The organism is Corynebacterium hindlerae, assembly GCF_014117265.1.
In the GTDB taxonomy this organism is placed as follows: Bacteria; Actinomycetota; Actinomycetes; order Mycobacteriales; family Mycobacteriaceae; genus Corynebacterium; species Corynebacterium hindlerae.
The window spans coordinates 94,077-120,431 of record NZ_CP059833.1; the positions used below are offsets into that span (position 1 = coordinate 94,077).

The 26,355-nt window shown below is 60.5% G+C and carries 25 protein-coding genes and 1 pseudogene; 5 read left to right on the plus strand and 21 right to left on the minus strand.

Translation table 11 applies throughout. The annotated features are described in order from the left end of the window. Window positions 1–246: 246 nt before the first annotated feature. From cobN to HW450_RS00470, 4 genes are all read right to left on the minus strand, one after another. Complete coding sequence (cobN, locus tag HW450_RS00455; RefSeq protein ID WP_182386095.1) at window positions 247–3,810, minus strand: cobaltochelatase subunit CobN; 3,564 nt, start codon at window positions 3,808–3,810, stop codon at window positions 247–249. A 172-nt stretch (window positions 3,811–3,982) separates the two neighbouring features. After that, complete coding sequence (locus tag HW450_RS00460; protein WP_220463901.1) at window positions 3,983–4,336, minus strand: HipA domain-containing protein; 354 nt, start codon at window positions 4,334–4,336, stop codon at window positions 3,983–3,985. Window positions 4,337–4,433: 97 nt separating this feature from the next. Beyond that, window positions 4,434–4,649 carry a helix-turn-helix domain-containing protein gene (locus tag HW450_RS13190; RefSeq protein WP_182386097.1) on the minus strand — a complete coding sequence of 72 codons (216 nt, stop codon included), beginning with the start codon at window positions 4,647–4,649 and terminating at the stop codon, window positions 4,434–4,436. 20 nt (window positions 4,650–4,669) lie between these two features. Continuing rightward, entirely contained in the window at window positions 4,670–5,920 is a 1,251-nt protein-coding gene (locus HW450_RS00470; protein ID WP_182386098.1) for a lipase family protein, read from the minus strand. Window positions 5,921–5,943: 23 nt separating this feature from the next. Between HW450_RS00470 and HW450_RS00475 the strand changes: the two genes are divergently transcribed. The 4 genes and pseudogenes from HW450_RS00475 to cobJ all read left to right on the plus strand — a co-directional run bounded on the left by HW450_RS00475 (window position 5,944) and on the right by cobJ (window position 10,197). Then, on the plus strand, window positions 5,944–6,144 hold the full coding sequence (locus HW450_RS00475) for a hypothetical protein (protein ID WP_182386099.1): 201 nt from the start codon (window positions 5,944–5,946) through the stop codon (window positions 6,142–6,144). A gap of 5 nt (window positions 6,145–6,149) precedes the next feature. Next, window positions 6,150–6,398, plus strand: a pseudogene (locus HW450_RS13195) (precorrin-3B synthase); the annotation flags it as partial. Window positions 6,399–8,080: 1,682 nt separating this feature from the next. Further along, a complete protein-coding gene (locus tag HW450_RS00485) occupies window positions 8,081–8,728 on the plus strand; it encodes a precorrin-8X methylmutase (protein WP_182386101.1) in 648 nt (215 codons plus the stop codon). After that, window positions 8,725–10,197 carry a precorrin-3B C(17)-methyltransferase gene (cobJ, locus tag HW450_RS00490; RefSeq protein ID WP_182386102.1) on the plus strand — a complete coding sequence of 491 codons (1,473 nt, stop codon included), beginning with the start codon at window positions 8,725–8,727 and terminating at the stop codon, window positions 10,195–10,197. Before HW450_RS00485 ends, cobJ begins: the two co-directional genes overlap by 4 nt. On the opposite strand, the gene HW450_RS00495 is transcribed toward cobJ, so the two are convergent. The 9 genes from HW450_RS00495 to HW450_RS00535 all read right to left on the minus strand — a co-directional run bounded on the left by HW450_RS00495 (window position 10,194) and on the right by HW450_RS00535 (window position 19,032). After that, window positions 10,194–10,469 (minus strand): HigA family addiction module antitoxin, encoded by a 276-nt coding sequence (locus HW450_RS00495; RefSeq protein ID WP_182386103.1) that lies wholly within the window; start codon window positions 10,467–10,469, stop codon window positions 10,194–10,196. The genes cobJ and HW450_RS00495 overlap by 4 nt on opposite strands. A 13-nt stretch (window positions 10,470–10,482) precedes the next feature. Continuing rightward, on the minus strand, window positions 10,483–10,800 hold the full coding sequence (locus tag HW450_RS13200; RefSeq protein ID WP_407926253.1) for a type II toxin-antitoxin system RelE/ParE family toxin: 318 nt from the start codon (window positions 10,798–10,800) through the stop codon (window positions 10,483–10,485). A gap of 35 nt (window positions 10,801–10,835) precedes the next feature. Further along, complete coding sequence (locus HW450_RS00505; RefSeq protein ID WP_182386105.1) at window positions 10,836–11,579, minus strand: cyclase family protein; 744 nt, start codon at window positions 11,577–11,579, stop codon at window positions 10,836–10,838. Window positions 11,580–11,714: 135 nt separating this feature from the next. Continuing rightward, window positions 11,715–12,452, minus strand: coding sequence for a cobalt-precorrin-6A reductase (locus HW450_RS00510; protein ID WP_182386106.1), 738 nt, complete (start codon window positions 12,450–12,452; stop codon window positions 11,715–11,717). Next, window positions 12,440–13,213, minus strand: a complete 774-nt coding sequence (gene cobM / locus HW450_RS00515) for a precorrin-4 C(11)-methyltransferase (protein WP_182386107.1) — start codon at window positions 13,211–13,213, stop codon at window positions 12,440–12,442. Before cobM ends, HW450_RS00510 begins: the two co-directional genes overlap by 13 nt. A gap of 8 nt (window positions 13,214–13,221) precedes the next feature. Further along, window positions 13,222–14,484 (minus strand): precorrin-6y C5,15-methyltransferase (decarboxylating) subunit CbiE, encoded by a 1,263-nt coding sequence (cbiE, locus tag HW450_RS00520; protein WP_182386108.1) that lies wholly within the window; start codon window positions 14,482–14,484, stop codon window positions 13,222–13,224. A 10-nt stretch (window positions 14,485–14,494) separates the two neighbouring features. Then, window positions 14,495–15,202, minus strand: a complete 708-nt coding sequence (locus tag HW450_RS00525) for an SDR family oxidoreductase (RefSeq protein WP_182386109.1) — start codon at window positions 15,200–15,202, stop codon at window positions 14,495–14,497. A 7-nt stretch (window positions 15,203–15,209) separates the two neighbouring features. Next, a complete protein-coding gene (locus HW450_RS00530; RefSeq protein WP_182386110.1) occupies window positions 15,210–16,262 on the minus strand; it encodes a M24 family metallopeptidase in 1,053 nt (350 codons plus the stop codon). A gap of 4 nt (window positions 16,263–16,266) precedes the next feature. Further along, window positions 16,267–19,032, minus strand: a complete 2,766-nt coding sequence (locus tag HW450_RS00535) for a DEAD/DEAH box helicase (RefSeq protein WP_182386111.1) — start codon at window positions 19,030–19,032, stop codon at window positions 16,267–16,269. A 145-nt stretch (window positions 19,033–19,177) separates the two neighbouring features. On the opposite strand from HW450_RS00535, the gene HW450_RS00540 reads away from it, so the two are divergent. Beyond that, complete coding sequence (locus HW450_RS00540; protein ID WP_182386112.1) at window positions 19,178–19,786, plus strand: DUF222 domain-containing protein; 609 nt, start codon at window positions 19,178–19,180, stop codon at window positions 19,784–19,786. Between the two features lie 261 nt (window positions 19,787–20,047). Here HW450_RS00540 and HW450_RS00545 read toward each other — a convergent pair whose 3' ends face one another. From HW450_RS00545 to dop, 8 genes are all read right to left on the minus strand, one after another. After that, the gene (locus tag HW450_RS00545; protein WP_182386113.1) at window positions 20,048–20,194 is read right to left on the minus strand and encodes a hypothetical protein; all 147 of its coding nucleotides are present in this window, start codon (window positions 20,192–20,194) and stop codon (window positions 20,048–20,050) included. 108 nt (window positions 20,195–20,302) lie between these two features. Beyond that, on the minus strand, window positions 20,303–21,211 hold the full coding sequence (tatC, locus tag HW450_RS00550) for a twin-arginine translocase subunit TatC (protein ID WP_232843282.1): 909 nt from the start codon (window positions 21,209–21,211) through the stop codon (window positions 20,303–20,305). After that, entirely contained in the window at window positions 21,211–21,459 is a 249-nt protein-coding gene (gene tatA, locus HW450_RS00555; RefSeq protein ID WP_182386114.1) for a Sec-independent protein translocase subunit TatA, read from the minus strand. Before tatA ends, tatC begins: the two co-directional genes overlap by 1 nt. 4 nt (window positions 21,460–21,463) lie before the next feature. Continuing rightward, window positions 21,464–22,447, minus strand: a complete 984-nt coding sequence (locus HW450_RS00560; protein ID WP_182386115.1) for a helix-turn-helix transcriptional regulator — start codon at window positions 22,445–22,447, stop codon at window positions 21,464–21,466. Continuing rightward, on the minus strand, window positions 22,431–23,375 hold the full coding sequence (locus HW450_RS00565; RefSeq protein ID WP_232843283.1) for a helix-turn-helix transcriptional regulator: 945 nt from the start codon (window positions 23,373–23,375) through the stop codon (window positions 22,431–22,433). The genes HW450_RS00560 and HW450_RS00565 overlap by 17 nt, the downstream gene beginning before the upstream one ends. Continuing rightward, the gene (gene pafA / locus HW450_RS00570; RefSeq protein WP_182387210.1) at window positions 23,372–24,715 is read right to left on the minus strand and encodes a Pup--protein ligase; all 1,344 of its coding nucleotides are present in this window, start codon (window positions 24,713–24,715) and stop codon (window positions 23,372–23,374) included. Before pafA ends, HW450_RS00565 begins: the two co-directional genes overlap by 4 nt. A 15-nt stretch (window positions 24,716–24,730) precedes the next feature. Beyond that, window positions 24,731–24,907 (minus strand): ubiquitin-like protein Pup, encoded by a 177-nt coding sequence (locus HW450_RS00575; RefSeq protein WP_182386116.1) that lies wholly within the window; start codon window positions 24,905–24,907, stop codon window positions 24,731–24,733. A 2-nt stretch (window positions 24,908–24,909) separates the two neighbouring features. Continuing rightward, the gene (dop, locus tag HW450_RS00580; protein WP_182386117.1) at window positions 24,910–26,352 is read right to left on the minus strand and encodes a depupylase/deamidase Dop; all 1,443 of its coding nucleotides are present in this window, start codon (window positions 26,350–26,352) and stop codon (window positions 24,910–24,912) included. Between the last annotated feature and the right edge of the window lie 3 nt (window positions 26,353–26,355).

Below are 26,355 nucleotides of genomic sequence, written 5' to 3' on the forward strand. Positions count from 1 at the left end.
GGATTGACGATGTTTCCAGGATGGGGTTCGTGAACTGTGTGGGTGTCCTGGGGTTATCGTCAACGCGACATCGTCAAAACCGGGGCCAGCGCAGCCCCGGAGTGTTTTTCCAGGTGGGTGCTGCGGTGGGTGGTGATGCTGATAGTGGTTTGACGATGTTTCCAGGATGGGTTAATGAAAAACATCGACATCCTGGGATCATCGTCATTGCAACATCGTCACAGCCGAAAACAGCACCGCCCCGTCCTATTTCTCCTCCAGGTTCCCTTCCATTTCCAGGAAGGTAGACCGCAGGGTCTCAAGGTCTTCTTGGCTCGGAGAAGCCCACATCCCGCGATCCGCAGCCTCCAGCAGCCGTTCGGAGATGTCGCGCAGCGCCCACGGGTTGGACTTCTCAAAGAACTCACGCATCGTCTCATCGCGGACGTATTCCTGTGTCAGCGTGGAGTACATCCAGTCGTCCATGAGCCCGGTGGTAGCGTCGTATCCGAAGAGGTAGTCGACGGTGGCTGACATTTCGAAGGCGCCCTTGTAGCCGTGGTTTCGCATGGCTTCCAGCCAGCGCGGATTGACCACGCGCGCGCGGAACACGCGGCGGGATTCCTCGTGCAGGGTGCGGGTCTTGACGGTTTCTTGGCGGGTGGAATCGCCGATGTACGCCTCCGGATCCTTGCCGGTCAGTGCGCGCACCGTGGCGACCATGCCACCGTGGAATTGGAAGTAGTCGTCGGAGTCGGCGATGTCGTGTTCCTGGGAGTCCACGTTTTTCGCGGCGACGGAGATGCGCTGGTAGGCTTCCCGCATTTCTTCCTTTGCTTCGATGCCGTCCACTCCCCGACCGTAGGCGTAGCCGCCCCAGGTGGTGTAGACCTCGGCGAGGTCTTGGTCGTCGCGCCAGTTGCCGGATTCGATCAGTTGCAGCAGGCCAGCGCCGTAGGTGCCGGGCTTGGAACCGAAGATGCGACGGACTGGTTTCCCAGCGGTAGCGTGCGCCCGGACGAAGTTATCCGTCGCCGGCTCGTCCAACCCGGCGACGAGCTGGACGGCGTCGTCAAGCAGTGCCACGACGTGCGGGAAGGCGTCGCGGAAGAAGCCGGAGATGCGGACGGTGACGTCGATGCGCGGGCGGCCGAGTTCCTCCAGCGGGATGACGGACAGGTCGATGACGCGGCGCGATGCCTCGTCCCAGATGGGGCGCACGCCCAGCAGCGCGAAGACCTCGGCGATGTCGTCGCCGGAGGTGCGCATGGCGGAGGTGCCCCACACGGACAGACCGACGGAGGCCGGGTATTCGCCGTGCTCGCCCAGGTAGCGCTGCAGCAACGAATCCGCCAGCAACGTTCCGGTCTCCCACGCCAGACGCGAAGGGATGGACTTCGGGTCCACGGAGTAGAAGTTGCGGCCGGTCGGCAGGACGTTCACCAGGCCGCGCATTGGTGAGCCTGACGGCCCGGCCTCGATGAACTCGCCGTTCAGGGCGCGCAGCACCTGGTCGATCTCGCGTGGGGTTTGCTCCAGGCGCGGCACCATCTCGGTGCAGGCGAAGCGCAGGATGTCGCGTGCTGCCTTCGGGGCATCGAGCTTATCGACGGCCCGTGGATCCCATCCTTCTGCAGACAGAGCTTCCAAGAGTGCCTTTGCTTTTGCTTCCACTTCGTCGACCCGTGCGCGGGATTCGTCCCCGGACTCGGACAGGCCGAAGGCCTCGCGCAGGCCCGCGACGGATTGCTCGCCGCCCCACAGCTGGCGGGCGCGGAGCATCGCGAGCACCAGGTCAATGAGCATTTCCTCTTCGATCGGTTGACCTAGGATGTGCAGGCCACCGCGGATGGCGACGTCCTTGATTTCGCAGAGCCAGCCGTCGATATGCATCAGCATGTCGTCGAAAACGTCCTCGTCTGGGCGTTCGTCCCAGCCGAGGTCCTGGTCCATTTTCGCGGCGGTGAGGAGGGTCCAGATCTCCTGGCGGATGGCTGGGAGCTTCGCTGGGTCCATGGCGGAGATGTTTTGGTGCTCGTCCAGCAGCTGTTCCAGGCGGGTGATGTCGCCGTAGGACTCGGCGCGGGACATCGGTGGGATCATGTGGTCCACCAGCACGGCGTGGGCGCGGCGCTTGGCCTGGGTGCCCTCACCGGGATCGTTGATCAGGAACGGGTAGATCAGTGGGATGTCCGCGATCGCCTGGTCGGTGTAGCACTCGGCGGACATGCCGACGGTCTTGCCTGGCAGCCATTCCATGTTGCCGTGCTTGCCCATGTGGACGATCGCGTCGGCTCCGAACACGCTGCGCAGCCAGTGATAGGTACCCAGGTAGTGGTGGTTCGCTGGCAGGTCAGGGTCGTGGTAGATGCCGACCGGGTTTTCGCCGAAGCCACGTGGTGGCTGGACCATGACCACAACGTTGCCGAATTGCAGGCCAGCAATGTAGATCTCCCCCGTGTTCGGGTTCACGTAGTGCGTGCCGGGGGCGGCGCCCCAGTGCTCGGTCATGTCCTCTTGCACTGCTGAAGGCAAGGTAGCGAAGTACTCCAGGTACTGCTCACGGGGCAGTTTCAGCGGGTTGTTGGCCAGCACGTCCTCGGTGAGCCACTCTGGGTCATGGCCGCCGGCTTCGATGATGGCGTGCATGAAGGCGTCGCCGTCCATCTCGGTGTAGCCCGGGATCTGGGTAACGTCGCCGAGGTTGTAGCCTGCTTGCTCGAGAGCGCGCAGGACGCGCAGCGTGGATGCTGGGGTGTCCAGGCCGACGGCATTGCCGATACGGGCGTGCTTGGTTGGGTACGCCGAGAGCATGACGGCAATCTTTTTCTCGGAATTATCTAGCGACCGCAGCCTTGCGTGCTTGACCGCGATCCCTGCTAGGCGCGCGCAGCGTTCCTCATCTGGGACGTAGGCGATGAGGCCATCGGAGTCGAATTCCTTGAAGGAAAACGGGATGGTGATGATGCGCCCGTCGAATTCCGGCACGGCCACCTGCGTCGCGACGTCCAGCGGGGTCAGGCCATCGTCGTTCTCCTCCCACGTGGCGCGCGGCGTGGTAAGCGCGAGGCCTTGGATGATCGGGATGTTCAGCGCCGCGAGTTCTTTCACATCCCAGGCTTCGTCGTCGCCACCGGCCTGTGCGGTGGCAGGTTTGGTGCCACCCGCTGCCAAAACGGTGGTGATGGTAGCGTCCATGGTGGCCAGTTCCGCCAGAAGTTCCGGCGCCGCCTGGCGCAAGGAGGCCGTGAACATCGGAACAGCGGTCGCCCCCTGCTCTTCGATCGCGCGGCTCAGCGCCTTGATGTACTCCGTATTGCCGGCCAGGTGCTGGGCGCGGTAGTAGAGTACGGCAATGCGGGGGCCGACCGGGGCGTGGTCAGCAGCCCAGGTGTCGCGCTCCAGGTGACCCCACATCGGCATGTGCTCCGGCTCGTCGAAGCCGTAGCCGGTGAGCAAAATCGTGTCCGAGAGGAAGCGGTACAGGTGCTCCAAGTTTTTGGCGGAGCCTTCAGCAAGATACGTGTGGGCGGTCGTCGTGACGCCTGCCGGGACGGTGGACAGCTCGGTCAGCTCGGCGTCCACCGCCAGCTCACCCGAGACCACGATGGTCGGAATGCCGGTCTTGAGGACGGCGTCCAGGCCCTCTTCCCAGGCGCGCTTACCGCCGAGCAGCCTCACGACGGCGATGTCGCACCCCTCAAGCCACTGCCCAATCTGGTCGGCTTTGAGGGACATAGGGTTGGCGAACGTGAACTCGACGTTCTCGGCCTCATTCGCGGCCTTTGCAGACAGCAGATCAGTGTCCGAGGTGGATAGCAGTGCAATCACTAGATACAAACTTTCTGTGCAGTGGTTAAGGGTTTCGCGCCCTGGTCGCTGCGCCGCGATAACGGGAGCTCAAGGTCTGACTGTGACAGTGGCGCGACCGCCCGGAATTGCACCGGATTCTTGAACTTCCCACGGCCAATGCGTGTGGCGTTCCCCTCATGGTACGTGATTGCTATTCCTCGACCTGGTATCGGCGGTGGCGAAGCTCACGTTCCGCACCAGTTAAAGGGGAGCCGGTGAAAGGAAGCAAGGAAAGATCAATGTCAGCGACAACACCGAGCACTAGCCTTATCGACGCCGCTGCTGCCGCTGGCGGTAGCCCAATCGAGTGCGCAAAGTCTAACCAATCCTGGCGCTTCAAGTCCTTAGTTTTTCCATTGACGGGCAACGCCATCGTGAAATCTCGGTAGAACGCTGTGCACGGCACGTCGTACATAGGAGCAACATCCCAACGGCCATCCTGCTGGAGGATCGAAACGTTTTTGGCGTGCGATGTCCGGTCCGGAATATTTGGGTGAGTACTCAAATACAACTTCGCCAGCCTCTGTGCGACGGAGATGTCCTGCAAACACCCCGTTTTTACACATCTGCGACAGAAACAAACTTCAGTTCATCCACATGGATCACTGGAGTATCTCGATTCTGAGACCAAGAGTGTTAAGTACTGTTAAGACTGCTCCAATGCTGGGCGTTCCTGTCCCTTTTTCGATGTCGCGAAGGGTCCGGTCCGAAATGCCGGTCATTTCCGCGAGTTGCTGTTGGGTGAGCATATAGCGCTTGCGCATGTCTCGTATCGCTTGGCCGATAGATGTGGCTTCAGGGGAACTAAGATCTGCCATGTCGGCAATATATTTCCGAATTAGTGCAGCCTCTCCAGCAACCACTCCATCTGCTGCGGCACCGAAAGATAGTACGGGAGGAAGTGGTTGAGGGAGGTCCTACCGGGAAGTCGGACCAACCGTGATTCGGTATAGGACACAGCACCTCCCAAAGCCGACCACCTATCCCGCAGCCGTTGCACCTGTTCCACGGGGATCACGTCGTCGTTGCGGGAACCCCACAGTCTCACCGGCATCGCCGGAGGGCAGTGCCCTAATTCCTGTCGCTCGAGCGCCGCGCGCACCAGCGGAATCTCGCTGACCACCTCGGAAAACGATCTGCCGTCTACGGTCCACTTACGGGTGTGTTCCCACCCACTGGCCAGGACTGTTCCGCCCGCGCAGGTGCCGATATTGGCAAGTACTTGGCGCCGACCATGCTCGTTGAGCAGGGGCCATAGGATTTCCCAGAGCTCGGGAGTTTCTGCCATCAGCCCCATGAACGAATAGGCCAACGTTCCCACCACAAGGGAACCGTCAACGTGGGACATGACGTCGAGAAGCGTGCTCGGTGGGGCGCCCACCACTGCCGCGCGCGCCGGGAGCTGCGGGTTTTCCACGCACCACCCCACTGCCCCGGTGCCTTGGGAAAATCCCCACAATCCGATCTGCTGCGTATCGGAAATGCCTAGCGTCCGGGAAGCGCGCAGCGCGTCATAGAGTGATTGACCAGCGGCGATGTGGTCGACGTAATACTGGATAGCGGCGTCGGGATCACGCGGGTAATCGATAAACACCACGTCGCAGCCTTGGCGTAGGAACGCGAGCATGACAGGTAGTTCGTAAGCCATGATGGCGTCGCGCGGTTTGTCCAGAAACACCTTGAGGCCGATGGCGCAGCTGTGGGACGGGTCGCAGTGCTGCGCCACACCCTGAGTGGACGGGGCGAACCCGATGACCGGGCGCTCACCATATGGCCAGGAGGCGGCTGAGCGGATCAGCCCGCCCGTAGCCGTGAGCTGGCGGCCATGTGAATCGGTGGTGACATATTCGAACCGTTGAGCCTGCTCGCGGGCACCGAGGAAACGCAAAGGGCCGACCTCTGTGACAGTGCCTGGGGCCATTCCGAACACGCGCTCCGAACCACCAAAGTTCGGCACCTTCACATCGTCAATGATTGTGCGGCGCACGGGCTGCCTACGCAGGAGAAACCGGATGAAGTCCCTGCGCAACGGGGCGGATACGTGCGCGAGCAGTTGCACGTCGGAAAGCCGGTAGCGTCGGAGCCTCATGCCTCCACCCTATAGTGGTCCCCATGGAAACACGTTTCTTTATCCAAGCGGCCGACGACATCACCCCGGATTGGCAGGACCTCAGCACGTGGGCGCCGAGCCTCGAGATTGCCGAACAGCTCCTAGAGGTGTTCCAGGAGACGGTCGCGCAGTCTGGCGAGCTGAAGAACCCTCGGCTGCGTATTGTGACGCGTCCCGTTGGGGAGGCGACAGCCATAAAATAGAGTCTATGACTCTGCCTCAACACGCTTCGACCGAAAAAGTAGCCTGCGACCTGGGGCTTGGTGACCGCACCCGATCCGACGGGTGCCCCGGAGCCCTAACCTTCCACCACGCCTCAGATGGATCGATCGGCCGAGTGCGCTTCCCCGGCGGCATGATGTCCGCCACACAGTTTGCGCAGTTCGCACAGGCATCTGCTGACTTTGGCGACGGCGACATCCACCTCACCACCCGCGGCAACGTGCAGATCCGTGGCATTACCGACGAAGCAGGCTTCACGACGGCCGTCCTCGCAGCCGGATTCGTCCCCAGCATCCCCCACGACAAGATCCGCAACATCATCGCCACTCCCCTTGCCGACCTGGACGAACTCGTGGTTGAGCTGGATCAAGCCCTGCTCGCCGAGGCGGAACTTGCTGGACTTTCGGGCCGTACCTTATTCGGTATCGACGGTGGCGACGGCGCGATCCTGGCACAGCAGCCCGATTTTGGCGTGTTCAGTCCCTCGAATCAGCTCATCCTAGGCGGGCAACTCACCACGCACGTCCTCACCAACCCTGCCACTGAGCTAGCCGAACTGGCCCTGAAGTGGCAACGCACCCGGGGCGACAAATGGCGCGTTGCCGAAAAGCCCGAGTTCAACACCTACGATACTGCTGCCGTTGAGTCGCAAGAACCGACTCACATCGGCTGGTTTGACCGCGAAAATGGCACTGTCTCCCTCGGTGCGGGCCTGCCGTTTGGCGTGATCACGGCCAAGGTAGCGGAGCTGCTGCGGGCCGTCGACAAGCCTGTGCAGGTCACGCCGTGGCATAGCGTGCTCGTCCACGACCTCGACGAAGGGGAAGCCGAAGCGGTAGCGAAAGTACTCGCACCGATGGGGCTCATTTTCGACGCCCACTCCCCTCACCTGCTGGTCACGGCGTGCACGGGACTGCCGGGTTGCGCAAAATCGCGGGATGACGTCCGCCGCGACGCCCTCCAGCTGATGGCCAGCGGGGCGAGTGAACGCACGCATTTCTCCGGCTGCGAGCGCCGATGTGGGCACCCGCGCGTGGCATACACCGATTACTTGGCGCTGGGCGGCGGTGAGTATGAGGTGTTTAGTAGCTGCTGCTAAGTCTCGTCGACGCGAGGCTTCCGTGAGGATGCCAATGCCAACAATGGCAAAATCCAGGCTGCTGGAGCGTTCCACTGGAGATGAATCCACGTTGTCAATGCAACTACAACTGCAAACTTGATGTGACGGAACTGCATGAGAATCTTTCCTTAAGCTACCAGTGGTATCCAGGGCATGTCGAGATTGCACCTACCACTCCGGCGAGCAGACCACGGACACCGCCAGTCAAGGCGCCAGTTCCTACCCAAGCAGCAAAACACACCTCGTTCTTTTCATCGCTGTAAGCGATGATTTGTCCGGGCGATGCATATTGAGTCAAAGTAACTGTTAGGGTGCGATTGGTTGGGGATGGCTCGTATCGCACTTGAAGGCTCCCGTGCTCACTTTCCATAGTGGTTGGGAGGACTTCGACTATTTCCCCTTGTGAATCAACAATCTGAGGGGATCCAGAGTTGTTGACAAAGCGGTTTGATCCAAGCTCGATCACGATCGCTTCCCCATTGGAACTCCAAAGCATTTCCCTGCCGTCAGTTTGTGTGGTCGAGGGCTTTTCCTGAGCCGTATCCATTGCGATATTAGTGGCATGAGCTGGTGAGTGAGAAAAAGAGAGCAGACAAGCTAGCCCAAGTGTGAAGAGTTTTTTTGCATGTCATCCTTTCGATGATTGAGAACCAGTTGGTAGTCATTCACACTAAGCTCTAATAAATTACGTTTGCAATGCTTTAAAGTAACGGTTTTATAACGGAAATTGTCACCTTGAAATCACTCCCATTTCGGCCATCCGGAACCACAAATCCGACCGCGCTAATCTAGTAGTCATGCACGAGTACATCACCGACGGTAACGAGATTTATCGCCAGTCCTTTGCCCTGATCCGGGAAGAATCGGATTTGTCCGCGTTCGATGAGCTGCAGGCTCAGGTTGCGGTGCGCATGATTCATGCTGCGGGACAGACGGATTTAGCGGATGACATTGAGTTTTCTGCTGGGTTAGTCCCAGCTGCCCGGGGCGCCCTGGAGGCTGGTAAGCCGATTATCACGGATGTGAACATGGTTGCCTCGGGTGTGACGCGCAAGCGCCTTCCTGCTGACAATGAGGTCTTGTGCTTCCTGCGTTCTCCTGAAGTACCGGAGCTTGCTGAAAAGCTGGGTACGACCCGTTCTGCTGCGGCGGTTGAGCTGTGGAAGCCAGTTCTTGACGGTGCTGTGGTGGCGATCGGTAATGCGCCGACCGCTCTTGTTCATTTGCTCACGTGGTTGGCGGAGGACGAGTCGCGGCCACGCCCGGCTGCAGTTCTCGGTATCCCGGTTGGTTTTGTGGGGGCTGCGGAATCCAAGGCTGATCTGGCCAACGCAGCAGCTGATTTGGGGATTGAATTCCTGACGGTGCATGGCCGTCGTGGTGGCTCTGCGATTACTTGCGCCGCCATTAATGCGCTGGCAACCCACCAGGAGATTCTGCCATGAGCACACTGTATGGCATCGGAGTTGGCCCCGGCGATCCGGAGCTGCTGACCCTCAAGGCTGTGAAAGCGATCGAAAGTGCGGACGTGGTGGCCTACCACGCTGCGCCGGGTAAGCCGTCAACGGCGGCAGCGATTGCCTGCGAGCACTTCCGCGAAGGTCAGATTCATGAGTTGCTGGAGTACCCGGTGACCACGGGGGCCACTGACCATCCTGGTGGCTACGCTGGCGCCTTGGCCGATTTCTACGTGGATGCCACCGAGCGGCTTGCTTGCCACCTGCAGGAGGGTAAATCGGTTGCGATCCTCTCTCTCGGAGACCCGATGCTGTATTCCTCTTACCAGCATCTGCATCGGACGCTGGCTGAGTTTGCGACGGAAACTCGTGTTATTCCGGGCATCCCTTCCATTACCGCGACTGCGGATGCCTTGCAGCAGCCGCTAGCTGAGGACGACGAAGTCATCACGATTCTTCCGGGCACCCTCCCGGAGCAGGAGCTGGTGCATCGCCTTGCGCTGACGGATACCGCTGTGATCATGAAGCTGGGGCGAACGTTTGAGAAGGTTAAGCAGGCGTTGGTGACAACGGGTTTGGCCGAGCGTGCCTATGTGGTTATCCGCGCCACCATGTCGGGGGAACGAGTGGTGCCTGTCCTCGAGGCCACCGAGGTGCCGTATTTCGCCTGCGTGGTTGTGCCGTCCCGCGTGATCTCCCCGGCCCCGGAACCCCGTGGCGAGGTCGTCGTCGTGGGGCTCGGCCCTGGTGCAGAGCGCTGGACGACGCCAGAGGTTGCCGCCGAGTTGGCGCAGGCCACCGACATTGTTGGTTACTCCACCTACGTCAATCGTGTCCCGGTCCGGGAGGGGCAGCACCGACACCTGTCGGACAACAAGGTGGAAGCGGAGCGCGCCGCGATGGCGCTGGATATGGCTAAGCGTGGTGCCCGGGTTGCCGTGGTTTCTTCCGGTGATCCAGGCGTATTTGCCATGGCTGCAGCTGTGCTCGAGACCGCCGACGATGACCTGTGGCGTGACGTTCCAGTACGTATTGTGCCAGGCATGACCGCAGCTCAGGCGGTGGCATCCCGAGTGGGCGCGCCACTAGGGCACGATTTCGGCATGCTTTCGCTCTCCGATCGCCTCAAGCCCTGGTCGGTGATTGAGAAAAGGATTCGCGCCCTGGCCAGCGCAGATATGGCTTTCGCTGTGTACAATCCGGCCTCAAAGACGCGCCGGGAGCAGGTGGCACAGCTGCGCGACATCGTCGCTGAGTATCAGGCGCCGGAAACTCCGGTGATTGTGGCCCGTGCGGTGGGATCCACAGAGGAGTCTGTGGTGGTCACTAATTTGCGAGACTTCGACCCTTCGATTGTCGACATGCGCACCATGGTCATCATCGGCGCCTCCACTACCCATGTCTACGAGGGGCCAGATGGGCCGCGGGTGTTTACTTCCCGCAGGTATGAGGGCTAGCCGACAAGCTTTTCGACGACCGGCTGCCCGGCTTCCCTTGCCCGAGCGAGGTCGTAGGCGGTCTGCATATCCAGCCACAGTTTGGCCGTGCCGACGCCTGCAGCCTCGAAACGGATAGCGAGTGCCGGGGTGACCGCAGCGTGTGCGTGCAGAACCCGGCTCAGTGCAACCCGGGAAACCCCAAGTCGACGGCTTGCCTCCGCAACGGAGATTTCTAGTTCGCTGAGCACATCCTCACGGATGACCTCACCTGGGTGAACTGGGTTGAACATTGGAAAACCTCCTTTAGTGGTAGTCAAGGTAATCGACTAACTCGACATCTTCGCCTACAAACCGAAAGATGACTCGCCAGTTTCCGGTGATCCTCACTGACCAAAATCCCTTGCGATCGCCGACCAATTCATGCGCCCGATATCCAGGAATCCGAAGGATTGGCTCGATCGTGGTCGCTTGATCGAGGACGGAGAGCACACGTGACAGTTTGTTTGCATGTTGTGGCTGTATGCCTCGCTTAGACCCGGTCTTGAAGTACTCTTCCAGTCCGCGGTGCTGGAAACTGACGATCACGCAACTAGCGTATCGTATTGCGATACACGTGTCCATCGCCTCAAACTGGGGCTGATTACTTCACCGTGTGGTTACGGCAACACAGCGAAAGCGCGGGCCGGAAATCCTGTCCCCTCCAGCGGTTTCGGCCATGATGCGACGATCAGCGCGCCGGTTTCCGGAACCTGGTCCAAGTTCGCCAGCAGTTCGATCTGCCATTTATCCTGGCCGAGGACGTACAGCTCCGTCGGCAAGGAGCCTTGCGCTGCGACGACGCCCTGGTCGGTGTCGGTGGTTTCGTGTCCAATGGCCGAGATGCCGCGCTTGTCGACGAGCCATTGCACCACCTCCACGTTCCACCCTGGGTAGTGAGTCACGCCTTCGGTATCAGCGTTGGCCATGGCTGCTGCATCTGGCCAGCGCTTGTGCCAATCGCTCCGGAAGGCGACGAAAGCACCTTCCGGGATCTGGCAGTTTCTTTCCTCCCAGGCCAGGACATCCTCGATACTTGGGGTGAAGTCATGGTTCGCAGCAACTTCCTCAGAGAAGTCGAGTACGACCAGGGGTAGGACCATCTCGGTCACCGGTATTTGGTCCAGGGGCCGAGCATTCTGCACGAAATGAACCGGTGGGTCTACGTGGGTGCCCCACTGGCCGACGAACTGGTACTGGTCGATCTCGAACCCGTGCTCAGCGACGGTAAAAAGCCGAGTACGCGTTTCGTCTGGAAGTGCCGAGAACTTTGGTTGTCCGGCATGGAAGGAATGAGTGAGGTCAACGAACGTGTGGTCGGTGCGTAGAGAGGTTGCGAGTTGCCAAAGATCAAGAGTAGCCATAAAGACAGCATGGTCTACTAGGGTAAGAGTTGTCAAGACCGCTCGGTCTAGAGAGGGTTAGGGGTGTCGAATTTGGTAACGCAAACTGACGAAAACGTGGTGTTCTGTACAGTTTCCACTATCAAATCCGACATGCTAGATCTCTCTGAGCGTCCGCAGTACCTCAACCGGCGTGTGCACCACATAGGCCCGCGATCCCCCTGGCAGCGGTGGTCGCTCAACCATCACTACTGGAATACCGAGAGATCGTGCTGCCTCCAGCTTCGCCTCGGTGAGTGACCCGCCGGAGTTCTTGGTCACCAGCACGTCGATCTGGTTGCCAATCATCAAATCTTTTTCGCCCGCGACGTCGAACGGGCCGCGAGACAAGATCAATCGGTGGCGCGGCGGCAACGGCACTGATGGCTTCTCGACGCACCGGATCACATACAAATTGTGCGGATCGTTCGCGAATGGCTCGAGCTGCTGGCGGCCGATGGTGAGGAAGATGTGGTGGTGGTCGCGAGCTACCACCGACGCAGCTTCCTCCATGGAAGACACCGGGATCCACTTGTCCCCCGCGCCAGGAGTCCAGGCCGGCCGGTGCAGGCAAATGAGTGGCACACCTGAGGCACGGGAGGCCTCGGCAGCGGACGTCGATATGCGCTCGGCAAAGGGGTGGGTGGCGTCGATGACGACTTCTACCCCGTTTTCGAAAATCCAGCGAGCCATTCCGGCGGGGCCGCCGAAGCCGCCAATGCGTACCTCACCGACCGGAAGGTGCGGGTTGGAAACACGCCCTGCCAGCGAGGACGTGACCCACCACCCCTGGCCCATCATCAGGCGAGCCAGTTCGCGGGCTTCGCCGGTGCCGCCGAGGATTAGTGCGCGCATGGGATGGTCCTTCCGTGCTCATCACGCGGCCGATCGTCGGAATACAGGAAAGAATCCGGGAAACCAGACGCCCCCAGCACCTTGCCGACGATGATCATTGCAGTCCGGGAAATTCCAGCCTCTTTAACCTGTTCAGCAATATCTGAAAGCGTGCCACGCAGGATCTGTTCCTCCGGCCGGGAAGCAAACGCGACGATCGCCACTGGACAATCGGAACCATAGTTCGGCACGAGTTCAGAGACCACGCGGTCGATATCGTGCGCGGCTAAGTGAATGCAGAGTGTGGCCTGGGACTGACCCAACGTCGCCAGGTCCTCCCCCTCCGGCATGGCGGAGGCCCGACCCGAAATGCGGGTGAGGATGACCGTCTGCCCTACGGTTGGCACCGTGAGCTCGTGCCCCAGAGACGCTGCCGCCGCCGCGAACGACGGCACCCCGGGAACGATCTCGTAGTCGATCCCCAGCTCCACCAGGCGTCGAGCTTGCTCCGCGAGCGCCGAATACACGGACGGGTCCCCCGACTGCAGTCGCGCGACGTCTTTACCCTCTTCGTGGGCACGCTGGAGAATTGCCGTGATTTCATCGAGTGGCATCCGCGCGGTGTTGATTACTTCCGCGTCGGCCGGCACATTCGCCAGCACCTCCTGCGGCACAATGCTGCCCGCGTACAGGCACACTGGGCAGCTGCGAATCAGCTTGTCAGCACGAATAGTGAGCAGGTCAGCCGCGCCGGGGCCGGCACCGATGAAATAAACCGTCATGCAAGCAACTATAGCTGTTTGGTCACCTTCCACTGCAGCACCGGTAGGGCCGACTTCATCGCGCGGAACGCCCCGACATCCTTACAGTGGGCTACCGAGATTTCCGTGAGCGAGCCCCCGTACTGGGCGTGCAGATCGTACAACAACGATGCTGATTCGAGGGTGACGGCGTTGGCGACGAGGGTCCCGCCGTCGGGAAGCGCGCCCCAGCAGCCCTCGAACACCCCTGGGGCGGTAAGCCCGCCGCCGATAAACACCACGTCTGGGGTGGGTGCGGTAGCTGGGAATGCTCCCTTGACCTTAAGGTGTGGCACACCCAGGTGGAGTGCGTTGGCACGAATGCGGGCGCGACGTAGGTCGGATTGCTCGAAACAGATCGCACGGGTGCCGGGCGTCGAACGGAGATACTCGATGGCGATCGAGCCCGAGCCACCGCCGACGTCCCAAAGTAACTGGCCTGGCGCCGGTTCGAGGGCTGCGATGGTCAGGGCACGAACATGCTGCTTAGTGAGCTGCCCGTCCGTGTCGTAGGAGTCGTCGGGCAACCCGGGAACCAGCGAGCGGGAGGCCACCGGGGTGATCGCGATGACGTTTAGGGCACTATCGGGTGCGCGCAGCTCATCGGCTCGCGTCGTAGCGATGGTGCAGTCGGGGCCACCCAGATCACTGAGGGTCGTCACCTCAGCATCGCCCTGCCCCTGCTCAACCAACAGCTGGCGGATCAGCCCGGGCGTGGTGCGGTCGCGACCCAGCACCAAAAACGGCCGCCCCTTATCCAGCACCGGGATGATCGCAGCGACCTCATTAGTCACGAGCGACACCACGTCAGTGCTGTTCAGCGACCATTTCAGCTCCGCGCAGGCGAGCGACACCGACGACGGCGCCGGGATCACACTGAACGGCCCCTCGAACTCCCGCTGCAAGGTGCTGCCAATGCCATGGAACATCGGGTCCCCGGAGCCGAGCACCACAATATTTTGGTAGCGCCAGTTCGCCAGCATGCCCGGTATAGCTGGAACCAGCGGCGACGGCCACGCCTTGAGCACCGCGGACAGCCCCACCGGCAGCAGATCGAGCTGGCGGGGCGACCCGATGACCACTCCAGCGTCGTGGATCGCGCGCTGCGCCCGGCCGGACAGGTCATCGAACCCACCCGGATTGATCCCCACCACCGTCACCCCGGTATAGGGAATCCGCACCGAAAAATCGGGGTCCACCGCGGAAAGTGTCGGGCGGGCGGGTTCTTCGTGAGCTACTGCCGGGCTGGTCATAACCAAAATTCTAGCGTGGCATATGGCGCCACAGGGGTCTCGGCACGAGCTTCATCACCCACGCCAACACCCGCAACCGGCCGGGAACCCACACAGTGCCACTACGCCGCTGCCTAACGACGGCCCGAGCAACCTCCTCTGAACGGACCGACATCGGCGCTGGCTTCATTCCTGTCGTCATCGAACCGATCACGAACCCCGGCCGGGCCAATACCAGCGACACATTGGTGCCATGCAACTCGTCCATAAGGCCCTGGCAAAACGCATCCAACCCCGCCTTGGTGGAACCGTAAACGAAATTTGCCTTGCGGGCGCGCCACCCCGCGATGGAGGAAAACGCGTAAACCGTCGAGCAAACCTCTTGCTGTCGCAAGATATCCGCCAGCACCGTGAGCATGCTGACCTGGGCCGTGTAATCGACGGTGGCGATCTCCGCGGCGTGCGCTTCATCTCTTAGGGCACGCTCGTGATCACCCAGAATCCCGAAACACACCACTGCATGCGTGATGGGACCAAAGTTTGTGGCCTCCTGTACCACGAAGCGATGAGATGAAAGATCCGTGGCCTCGAACGGCAGCACATGGACTTCCTTGGCCTCTGGCAACTCTGGGATGGCCTCGGGGCGGCGGGCACACAGGACCACGGTCTGGTCCTTGCAGAGGCGCTGGGCGATCTCACCACCGATGTCGCTGGTGGCACCGAGAATAAGAACTGTCATGAGCTAGTTACCAAATCCGGCACTGATTGAGCCGTGTTACCCCTTCTTCCGTCACCACCACAATGTCCTCGATGCGTGCGCCACACTCCCCCGGCAGGTAGATGCCTGGCTCCACCGAAAACGTCATGCCTGGCTCCAACACCAGATCATTGCCTGCCATGATGAATGGCTCCTCGTGAAGCGAAAGGCCAATGCCGTGGCCCGTCCGGTGGGTGAAAAAGTCCCCGTATCCGGCTGCTGCGATGTGATCGCGGGCAGTGGCGTCGATAAGCGCTGCCGTCGCGCCTGGCCTTACCGCTGCCACCGCGAGCTCTTGAGCCTCTCGCAGCACCTGATACCAGTCTGGCTGCTGCCCGAGGAAGTAGGTGCGCGTGCAGTCCGAATGATACCCATCGCCCCACGTGCCACCAATGTCGACGACCACCACATCGCCGTCCTGCAGCACCCGATCCGAGTAGCTGTGGTGCGGGTTGGCCCCATTGGGACCCGATCCCACAATGACGAAATCGACGGCGCTATGGCCGGCCTCCAGGATGAGACGGTGGATATCAGTCGCGACTTCAGCCTCGGTTCGGCCCGGCACCAGCAAGCCCGGCACCTGCTCGTGCACACTATCGATGGCCCGGCCCGCAGCCGCAAGTTGTTCGATCTCCGTTGGGTCCTTCCGCATGAATAGCTCAGCTAGCAGCGGTGTTGCTAGGCGAGCGGTAGTTCCCAGCTCGTCTTGGATAGCGAGGAGGTGCGCAGCCGTGAGCTCGGACCCCACACCAATGGTCTTGGGGTTGCCCAGAATCTGCTTCACCAGTGCGTACGGGGACCTACCGTCCTCCCACCCCAGGATGGGGACCGGAACCTGCAACGATTCCTTGTCTACCATGGGCGCGATGTAGACGGCGTCGCCGGTGTTCGGGATGACGAGGCCGGAGAAGCGCTCATAGGTCTGCTCCCAGGCGCCCGTGAGGTAAGCCAGTTCCGCACTTGGCCCGAATACCAGACCTCCGAGGTCATGGGCCTGCGCGAGTTCCCGGGCGCGTTCAATACGGTTAAGAAAATTGTTCATCGCGTTAAGATCCGATCGCTACTACGCCGCGACGGATAGCGTCGACGGCTTTACGGGCATTGATTTGGATGATGTCGGTGTATCCGGTTTTCTTGACCTGTTCAAGGGTGTCTATCACCTGGCGACACCAGCGGACAAAATCGCCCGGCGTCAGCTCAGCCCCGGACGCAGCCGCGGCCTGCATGCAGTAATCGAGTGGTGCGCCGGCCGCCCACTGGTGGATGGCGAGAGCAAACCCGGCCTCCGGCATCTTGGTTATGGGCAGGCGGTGCCGACGCTCATCAGATTCCAGCTCAGTCCAGATACTGTAGGTGGCGTTCATCGCATTGGCCATCGCATCGGTCGCAGCCTCTGCTTCCCCCTGGGTCTCCTTGCGGTTTTCGAAGACACACATGGATACCACCCCGGCTAGTTCTGCCGGGTCGAGCTCGTTCCAGATACCGCGACGCAGACACTGCGCCACCAGCAGGTCCGCTTCACCGTGGATCAGTGCCAGGCGCTCGCCCTCATCGGTGATGACGGGGACACGGTTGTCATCGAATTCCACGTAAGTCATTTCTTCCAGCAGGTTCAAGATACGGTCAAAAGTCCGCCCCAGGGTGTCGGTGGCCGCGGAGACTTGGTTTTCAAGTCGGGTGAGGTCACGAGTGCGACGTGTAAGGCGCTCCCCAATCCTAGCTAGCTGCTCCAGATCTGGCCATTGATGGACCGGATGCTTCCGAAGTTGCTGCCGTAGCAAGTTTATTTCTTCGTTGCCTCTGGTTCGGGGCTCCATGCGCATCTTCTTCGGGCGTGGGTAATGATTGCGTCGGAACTGATCCACCACGTATTTCGCGTGGCGCTTCGGGGGGTGAGTGACATCTCGCGACAGCCGCATCTGGCCAATGACGATCGGTGGCATAGCGAAGCTCTCGGCATCGACCCGGCCCGACCACCCCGATTCCATGATGATCCACGGTTTCGGGTCGCGCGCGTTGTTTGCCGCGGACACCACTACCGCGAGTAGGGGCTGCCGCTTACCAGGCATAGCGATAACCTGCCCGTTTTGTAGCTTCGCCAGGACTTTCACCACTTCCCGGTAACGCTCTTCAATGCCGTGCTTGCGGGCCTTTCGCTCAGCATCCTTCAAATCACGACGGATTTGCATGTAGTCCAGGAACTCGGTAACGGGGTCGTCGGAAAGCGCCGGCGGGTTGGTCGCTGTGATGGCGGCGGTGAGCTCAGCGCGTAGCTCGGCCACCTTTTTCTCGGCGCGTTCCAGCTCGCGAACCTCGTCCACCACGGAGCCGTCCGCTTGGTACTGCGCGAAGGACTTCTCCAACAGGCGGTGCGCGGGCTCGTAGCCGATGGTTTTGAGGAGGTTCACGCTCATGTTGTAGCCCGGGGCGAACGTCGAATTGAGCGGATAGGTGCGCGTGGACGCCAATCCGGCGACAGCGCGAGGATCCATGGCGGGCGCCCACTGGACGACGGCATTGCCCAACACGTCGATACCGCGACGACCAGCTCGTCCCGTGAGCTGTGTGTATTGGCCCGGAGTGAGGTCCACATGGGCTTCCCCGTTGTATTTGACAAGTTTTTCCAGCACCACGGTTCGGGCAGGCATGTTGATGCCCATCGCGAGGGTTTCGGTGGCAAATACCGCGCGCACGAGCCCCTTGACAAAGAGCTCCTCCACAATATGCCGGAACGCCGGGAGCATACCGGCGTGGTGCGCGGCGAAGCCACGCATGAGTGCCTGTTTCCAACGGCGGAAATCAAGCACCTTAAGATCCTCTTCCGGGATGCCTTCCACGCCTTGGTCAACGATCTGTGCGATCAGCTCTGCCTCTTCCTGACTGGTGAGTGTCAGTTGGGAACGCATGCACTGGTAGAGTGCGCCGTCGCAGCCGGCACGAGAAAAAATGAAGGTGATAGCGGGCAGCATCTTCTGGTTCCGGAGGATCTGCAGTACCTCCGGTCGGCCGAGGGGCCGGAATCGGTCCTGCTCGCGTGGGGCGCCGGAGCGTCGCACTACCCTGTCGCCACCTTTCGACCGAGACCGAAATCCAGCTGCTTTGTTGTACTGCGAACGCTGATCCTGGGCCTGGCCTGATTCTAGGCGGTGGATATAGTGCTGTAAATCCCTGTTGACTTTGCCCTCTGCGTTTTCGAACAGCGGGAAAATTTTGCGTCCTACCAGCATGTATTGGTCGAGCGGGACGGGGCGCTTGTCTGTGACAATCACTTTGGTATCCCCGCGCACCGTGGACAGCCAATTGCCGAACTCTTCGGAGTTGGAGACCGTTGCCGAAAGGCCGATGATCTGCACCGATTCGTCGAGATTCAGGATGACCTCTTCCCACACTGCGCCACGTGATTGGTCAGCAAGGAAGTGAATTTCGTCCATCACCACGTGGGTGAGGCGATCGAGGTTGCTGCTTTCGGCGTAGATCATGTTGCGCAGCACCTCGGTGGTCATCACGACGATCTCGGCGTCGCCGTTGATGGATACATCGCCGGTCAGTAGCCCCACGGCATCCTCGCCGTGGATTTTGCGCAGGTCATGGAACTTCTGGTTACTCAAGGCCTTGATTGGGGTGGTGTAAAAACACTTTGTCCCACGACTCAGAGCGAGGGAGACGGCGAACTCCCCCACGATCGTCTTTCCTGCGCCGGTCGGTGCGCACACGAGAACGCCGTGCCCCTCTTCGACGGCTTGGCAGCCTTCCACTTGGAAATCGTCGAGCGGGAACTTGAGATGCGCGGTGAACTCAGCGAGGTGTGTCATATGTACTAATCTACCTGTTAAATAAGGGATTGGTTCAGACGTTCTAATGTAGTTGTGGGGCCTGCTTGGTTATCTCTAAATTAGCTATTGCGTTCTAAAATGTCAATGTATGGTGGAGGTAGAAAAGTTCATACGGGGGAAGTTCATGAGAACACTTGAACAAGCACAATTAGCCATCAAACACGCATTGGTATCCGGAGCTTCATTCGAAGCCTTTCCACTGCTCCTGGGCATATACGAGGATCTTGCGCGTCTGCTCACCGACACTGCCCGAGGGCGTGACATTAGCGAGCTTATCGACGCCGGAATGTCCCGAAGCTCGGCCGGTGCCCTGCTACTCAGGGCCGACAATCCTTGGGATGAGGACATCCCAGTGGGACACCAGGACCGAATTTTAAGCGCGATGAAGGCATTATCGTCATCATCGCCGAGAGCGAGGGAGCTCTACGCCGAGGCGGCGGAAACGGCACGGACGTCCTCGGAGCGACAAACTCACCGCCACACTAAAGAACTCGTGCGCCAGGAAAATCAACGTCTGGGCAAGGATCCGTGGGAAGCGTATCGGCAGCGAAGTTTCCGAATGCGGGAAGCGGATGAACACGGTGGATACCGGATTTCGGGCTACCTTCCTCCTGCCACAGCGGCCCTGCTGCGTGGGGTGTTAGATAGGGCATTCCACTTGGGGAGAAGCCACGATGACGATCGCCGGACCGTGGATCAACGCAGCGCTGACGCATTCGACCAGGTTTTATGATGGGCATCGGCCCAACAAGTAGAAAGCACCGGCCATGCGGCAATCGTGGTTTCAGTGACCGAGGATGATGAATTCGATCTGGAAGCCAGGTTTGGTTCCAATGTTGGAGTCGATCTGAATCTGTTCGAACTAGCGATGTTGTCCGGAGACAAACTGGTCGACTACATCGCAGTGCATACACATAACGGGGCATTAGCATCCCTTTACAGTGCGAATAGATCCGCCACATTCTTGCAGCGCATCGGACTTATCGCTCGGGACCTAGTGTGCCAGCATCCTGGGTGCGATGTGCGGGCCAGCCGCTGCGACGCACACCATGTCATCCCGTGGTACAGGAATGGCCTCACTGATATCGGAAACTTGGTTTGGCTCTGTCGAGCGCATCATGGCTGTAATGACGATACCCATGAGAAACAGCACATGGAGATGGAGGATGGAATGCCGGTATGGGTGGACAAAAACGGAAACCGCAGGAGAAACGATTCCCCTGCGGCGCGAAAAGCCGGTGGCCGACGGCTACAAAACATCGTCAAAAGCTGAGCCAGGTCGAGCCGAAATGTCCCCTACCGGTTTCTCGATCGGTGCTGGACTTTCCAGGCTACCGGCGGAATCATCGTCCTCATCCAACCAGTCTGGGCGCTTGCGGTCACGACGCTTGTCATTCAGGCGACAGAACTGCAACGCCAATTCCACCAAAATCACGAGAGAACAACCCAACGCCACCATCGACATCGGGTCCTGACCTGGGGTCATGAATGCCGCAAAAATGAACAGCGACAAAATGATGATCCGACGCTTGTCCTTAATGGCGTCATATTCGAGGATGCCCGCAATATTCAGCATCACAATAATCAGTGGCACCTCAAAGCTGACCCCGAAGACCAGGAGCAAGGCGATAAAGAACCCGTAGTACCGTTCGCCACTGAGCGCTGTGGTCTGGGTTTCGTTACCGATTGACAGTAGGACTTCCAAGCCATATGCCATGACGAAGTAAGCCATTCCGGCACCGGCGACGAAAAGCAGCACCGCGATTGACACGAAGCTGAACGTCCACCGACGCTCGTTCTTCATCAATCCGGGAGTAACAAATCCCCAGATCTGTGCCAGCCACACCGGGGAGGCAAACACCGCTCCGGCCAGCGCGCCTACCTTCAGGCGCAGCATGAACATCTCGAATGGTGCGGTAGCCAACAACTTGCACGAGCCATCACGCGAGAAATCGGCACGAAGAGCGGGATCCAACTTGCAGTAGGGGCCCTTCAGCAACTCACCCAGCGAGATCACGCCGAAGAAGGAGTGCTGGTACCAAATGAAACCGATCACAGTGCCAACGGCGAGTGCTGCGATGGAGATCAGCAGGCGACGACGTAACTCCTGAATGTGTTCAACGAGGGTCATTGACCCATCGGCGTTACGTTTCTTCATTAGTGCTGCTGCTGATTAGGGTTCCGCTCTGGTTCCTGGATTGGCTGTGGGTGCTGGTAGCCCTGCTGCTCGATGGCAGGCGGCTGTGGCTGTGGCTGACCATCGTTTTGCATTTCCCTGACTTCGGACTTGAAAATGCGCATCGAGCGACCCAGGGAACGGGCAGCATCGGGGAGCTTCTTCGCGCCGAACAGCAAAATCAGAACAACGGCGATGATAATCAGCTCAGTGGGGCCAAGGTTTGGCATGTGGTTACCCCTTATAACGATCAGAATGTGACAACAGCTCATCATACGCCCTGAGGCCTGCCTGCGCTCGTTCCGTGACGATGTCGGCGAGTTCCTGTGGGGCGACGATAGTGAGGTTTCCTTCGCAGGCTAACACAAACCGCACGAGCCACTCTTCGGAGCCTATGGGGATGGTGCCGGAAATCCACCCAGTGGTGTCTGCTTCTCCGAGTGTGAGGGGAACGTAGTCCGCGATCCATGCGTAGTGCGGGGCGACGCGGACGGTGGCCATCTTGCGGGTTCGGGCAAATCCGAACGGGTCGGTTGCGGACAGGGAAAGTTTCGCTAGATGTGGCTGTGAAGCTTCATCCGTAAGTGTGACGTCGCTCATCCGGTCGGTTCGGAACGTGCGGTGCGCATCAATACCGTGGTCCCAGCCGGTGAGGTAGGTGAATCCGTCGCGGGTAAAGATATGTGCGGGAGAGACAACACGTGTAGAGGTGTCGAACGTCGTTTGCGAGAAGTAGGCAAAGGTCAGTTGTTGACCTTCGTCCATGGCGATGCGGACGGTGGTGAGGATGGGATCTTCCGGGGCGTCGGCGGTGGCGTCGACGACGGCAGCGACTTCGGAGCCCATAATGCCGCGGAGTTTCGTCGCCGCGCTGGTGACTGCTGCCTTGTCGACAAGTCCGGGCGTTGCCTCTAGGTTCTCCAAGGCCAGGAGCAGGGCGGCGGCTTCTGTCGTCGTGAGGCGTAGCGGGCGGTCCATACCTTGGGCGTTGTCGACACGCACTTTGCGGTAGTCATGCTCCATTTCCACTAGGTCACCCGGCATCAGGCCTGGTAGACCGCAGCACCAGAGGCGGTTGAGGTCGTCCATGATGTGGTCCGGGGCCCGGCCGAGGTCTCGGGCGGCTTCCATGACGGTGCGTTCGGGGTGGGCCTCGAAGTATGGCAGGAGGTTGAGCATCCGGACGAGGTCGGCTAGGCGTTCATTTTTTCGTGACATTACGCAGTCCTTCTATCACCGATTCGCGCACGTCGGGTGGCGAGAGCACGAGCACGTCGGGGGCGTTGCCGACGCAGGTCCGTACGAGCCATTGCTTGTCGACGTCCGTCAGCGTCACCCTCTCCCCCGAGCGTTCACCCAGGTGCTCGAGCTCCGGGACGAGGCCCGGGGACATCTGGACGACGGCGGATACTAGTTCTTTTCCACGGCGAAGGGTGTCCTCGACGATGCGTTGCAGATCAACATCAGGGCGTGGGTGACTGCCCTTGCCGACAGTTTTGATACTGGAGAGGCGGGTGATGCGGAACACGCGAACGTCGGAGCGGTCAATGTCGAAACCTACGAGGTACATCCGACCACGCAGTGGGACGAGTCCCCACGGGTCCATGGTACGGGTGACTGGTTCAGCGACGGCGTGTGCGGTGTAGTCGAAGATGAGGCGTCGCCCGCGGTTGCAGGCGTCGACGATGTGGTCGAGGGTTGAAGCAGACAGGTTGCTGAGGTCACTGTGGGTGCTCATGCGGTCCACCCCGGCGAAGGACCTGGACGCGCCGGAGGCGGCGATTTTGGTCCAGCCGGAACGCCCGAACACGGCGAGCTCGCCGGTGAGGCCGCGCTCCCCCGCGAGTCCCAAAACGGTGGCTTCCTCGGGAGTGAAGCTCACTGCCGGGAGAGAATAGTCCTCTTCCTGCAGGCGGTAACCAGTGACCTCGCCGGCGATGACCTCGATGGGGACGCCAACTTTCTGCAGGGCGAGCCGGTCGCGTTGGAAGGCACGGTCGAAGGCGGCGGGTGATTTGTCTTGGTAGCCGTCGACGTTCCGGTGCACCCACTCTGCGGTGAGGAATTGGCGCCCCATCTGTTTCGCGCTGAGGAACGCGAAGGTGAGGTTGGTGAGGCGCTCCAGGGCGGCGTCTTTCTCTGTCACAGATACTCCAGGAGTTCATCGACGCGGGTATCGACGGCGGCAAAGGGATCGCCGAGCTCCACCATGCGTGGTTCGGGCTGGTTCACCTTCAGGCGCATCCAGTCGACGGTCACCGAAGCTTCTTTTTCGAGTGCTTTGGCCAGGAACTTACCACGCAGCGCGGCGCGGGTGGTTTGGGGCGCCTGCACGCGGGCTTGGTCGATCGCCTCATCGGTGGTCCACCGCTTCACCAGCCCCTTGTTTTGCAGGACGGAGAAAATTCCGCGACCAGGACGAATGTCGTGGTACATCAGGTCGATTTGGGCGAGCTTTGGATGGTCCAGGTCCCAGCCGTACTTGGCCACGTAGCGGTCAATAAGCTTCTTTTTGATTACCCAGTCGATTTCGGTGTCTACTTGGGAGAAGTCACCGCTTTCGATGGCATCCAAGGTGCGGGTCCATAGGTCGAGGACTGGATCCTCGCGCCACTCGGTGGCGGCGGCTAGGTAGGCGCGCTGCATGTTCAAGGCGGTGATCGTGGCGCCATTCTTGAGCTCAAGGACAGTGCTGCCAGTGATGTCGCGTGCGATTTCTCGAATAGAAGCAATGTCGTCGGCAAGCTCGAAGTCTGGCAGGTCGACACCCGCCTCGATCATCTCTAGCACTAGCTGCGTCGACCCTACCTTGAGAGCGAACGTAGGTTCGGCCATGTTGGAGTCGCCGACGATCACGTGCAAGCGCCGGTAGCTGGAAGAATCAGCGTGTGGCTCGTCGCGAGTGTTTATCATCGGGCGACTGCGGGTGGTGGCAGACGACACTCCCTCCCACACATGGTCGGCGCGCTGCGAGACGCACCAGCCGGTACCGAAGTGTGAGCTGGCACTGCCGAGGAACGGCCGGTAAATCATGCCGGCGCCGGCGATCAGCTGGCGGGTGACCAGGAACGGGATGAGCTTGCGGCCGAGGACCTTGAGCACCGCGCTGCGTGGTACCAGGTAGTTTTCGTGGCAGCCGTAGGAATTGCCCTGCGTGTCCACATTGTTTTTGAACAGATAGATCTGGGCTGCCTTGCCCTCAGCGGCGAGGGCGAGCTCAGCCTGCTGCGCGAGAGCGTCGACGATCCGGTCCCCCGCTTTGTCGTAGTTCAGGAGTTGGGTCACGGAGTCGCATTCCGCGGTGGCGTACTCCGGGTGGGATCCCACATCGAGGTACAGGCGGGAGGCGTTGGGGATAAAGATGTTGGAGCTCGAATACTTGTCCACGATCGGCCGGAACATGTAACGCGCTACTTCGTCTGGCGTCATCGGCGGCACGTCACCGGGGAGCGTGGCCATGATGCCGTACTCCGTCTCAATCCCCATGATTCTGCGCAAGGACTACTCCCCGCCCTTCTGCACGTAGGAGCGCACGAATTCTTCCGCGTTGTTTTCCAGCAGGCCGTCGATCTCATCGAGTAGATCGTCGGTGCCTTGCGTGTTCAGCTGGACCTGCCCGGCAGTGTCGAGCGAATCGTCGTCTGGGGTGCCGGCGCCGGCTGCGTAGCTTTGAGTCATGGTTAGTCCTTTCCTTCGATCAAGTGTAGGGCGCGCGGGTCGTTGGCGGTGTAGGAATCGACTTCCGGCATGCTGATGCGCTGGTTGTCGATCACAATGCTGTCCCAGCTGGCGGCCTGCACCCGGTCGCCGTGTTGCTGCATCATGGTGCCACGAGTGTAGGCGCGGGTGTCGCGGGGCGGTGTGGCGGCGGCGTGAGCGATCTCCTCCTTCGTCACTAGGGTACGCATCCGCCCCTTGCGTACCAGGGCGTGGTAGAGGGACTTTGCGGGATCAATATCGCAGTATTGAAGGTCGATGAGCTGGAGTTTCGGGTCATCCCAGGTCAGGCCCCGGGCGATGAACCCCTGCATGAGGGCAAGTTTCGCGGTCCAATCCAGCAGGTGGCTCGTTGCGAGGGGATCTTGTTCCAACAGGGACATAACTTCGCCCCACAGCTGGTGTTCCCGGGATCCCCTGGCGACCCGTCCGTAGTATTCCCGCAGAATCTCTAGTGCGGTGAGGGAGCGGCCGTCCTCGAGCTCCAGCTTGTGGGTGAGCGTGAGGTCCCGGGAAACCTGTGAAACTTCCGCCACAGGCTCCTTCAACGCCAGGTCGGCGAAGGACACCCCGGCTTCGATAGCGTCAAGCACTAGCGCCGTCATCCCCAGCTTGAGGAAGTTCGAGGTCTGGGACATGTTTGCGTCGCCAATGATGACGTGCAGGCGCCCGAAGCGTTCTTCGTCGGCGTGTGGTTCGTCGCGGGTATTAATGATGCCCCGGTTCAGCGTCGTCTCGAGCGAAATCTCCGTTTCGATGTAGTCCGCGCGCTGGGAGATCTGGAAACCCGGCTGCCCTCCCCTGGCGCCGAGGCCGACGCGACCCGCACCGATGATTACTTGCCGCGTGACAAAGAACGGGATCAGCGCAGCCGCCAGCTCATCAAAGTCCGTAGTCCTTGAGTACAGATAATTCTCGTGGCTACCGTAGGACGCGCCTTTGCCGTCCACGTTGTGCTTGTAGATCTTCAGCTCTGGGCACGGCTCATGCCCATCGAGCGCCGACAGCCCCTGAGCGCTCAGCTCCGCAACGGCCGCGACGGCGTCCCGGAGGATCACATCCCCGGCGGCGTCGTAAAGCATGGCGTCCCAGGCGTTGGTGGTTTCCGGCGCGGAATACTCCGGGTGCGCGTGGTCGACGTAGAAGCGCGCGCCGTTTCCGAGCACAACATTGGCCACACCGACGGCGTTCGGATCGATAACCGGCACCGTGTGGTAGCGCTTGAGGTCGAATCCGCGCAGGTCCCGCAGGGGGTGCTCGGCTTCGAAGTCCCAGCGCGCACGCCGGGCGCTTATCGACGCCGCGTACCCCACCACCGCGTGGGTGGAGGTAATGATGGGGCTAAGTAACGGGTCTGCCGGGGTGGCGATGCCGTATTCAGTTTCGGTTCCCATGAATCTGCTCATGTG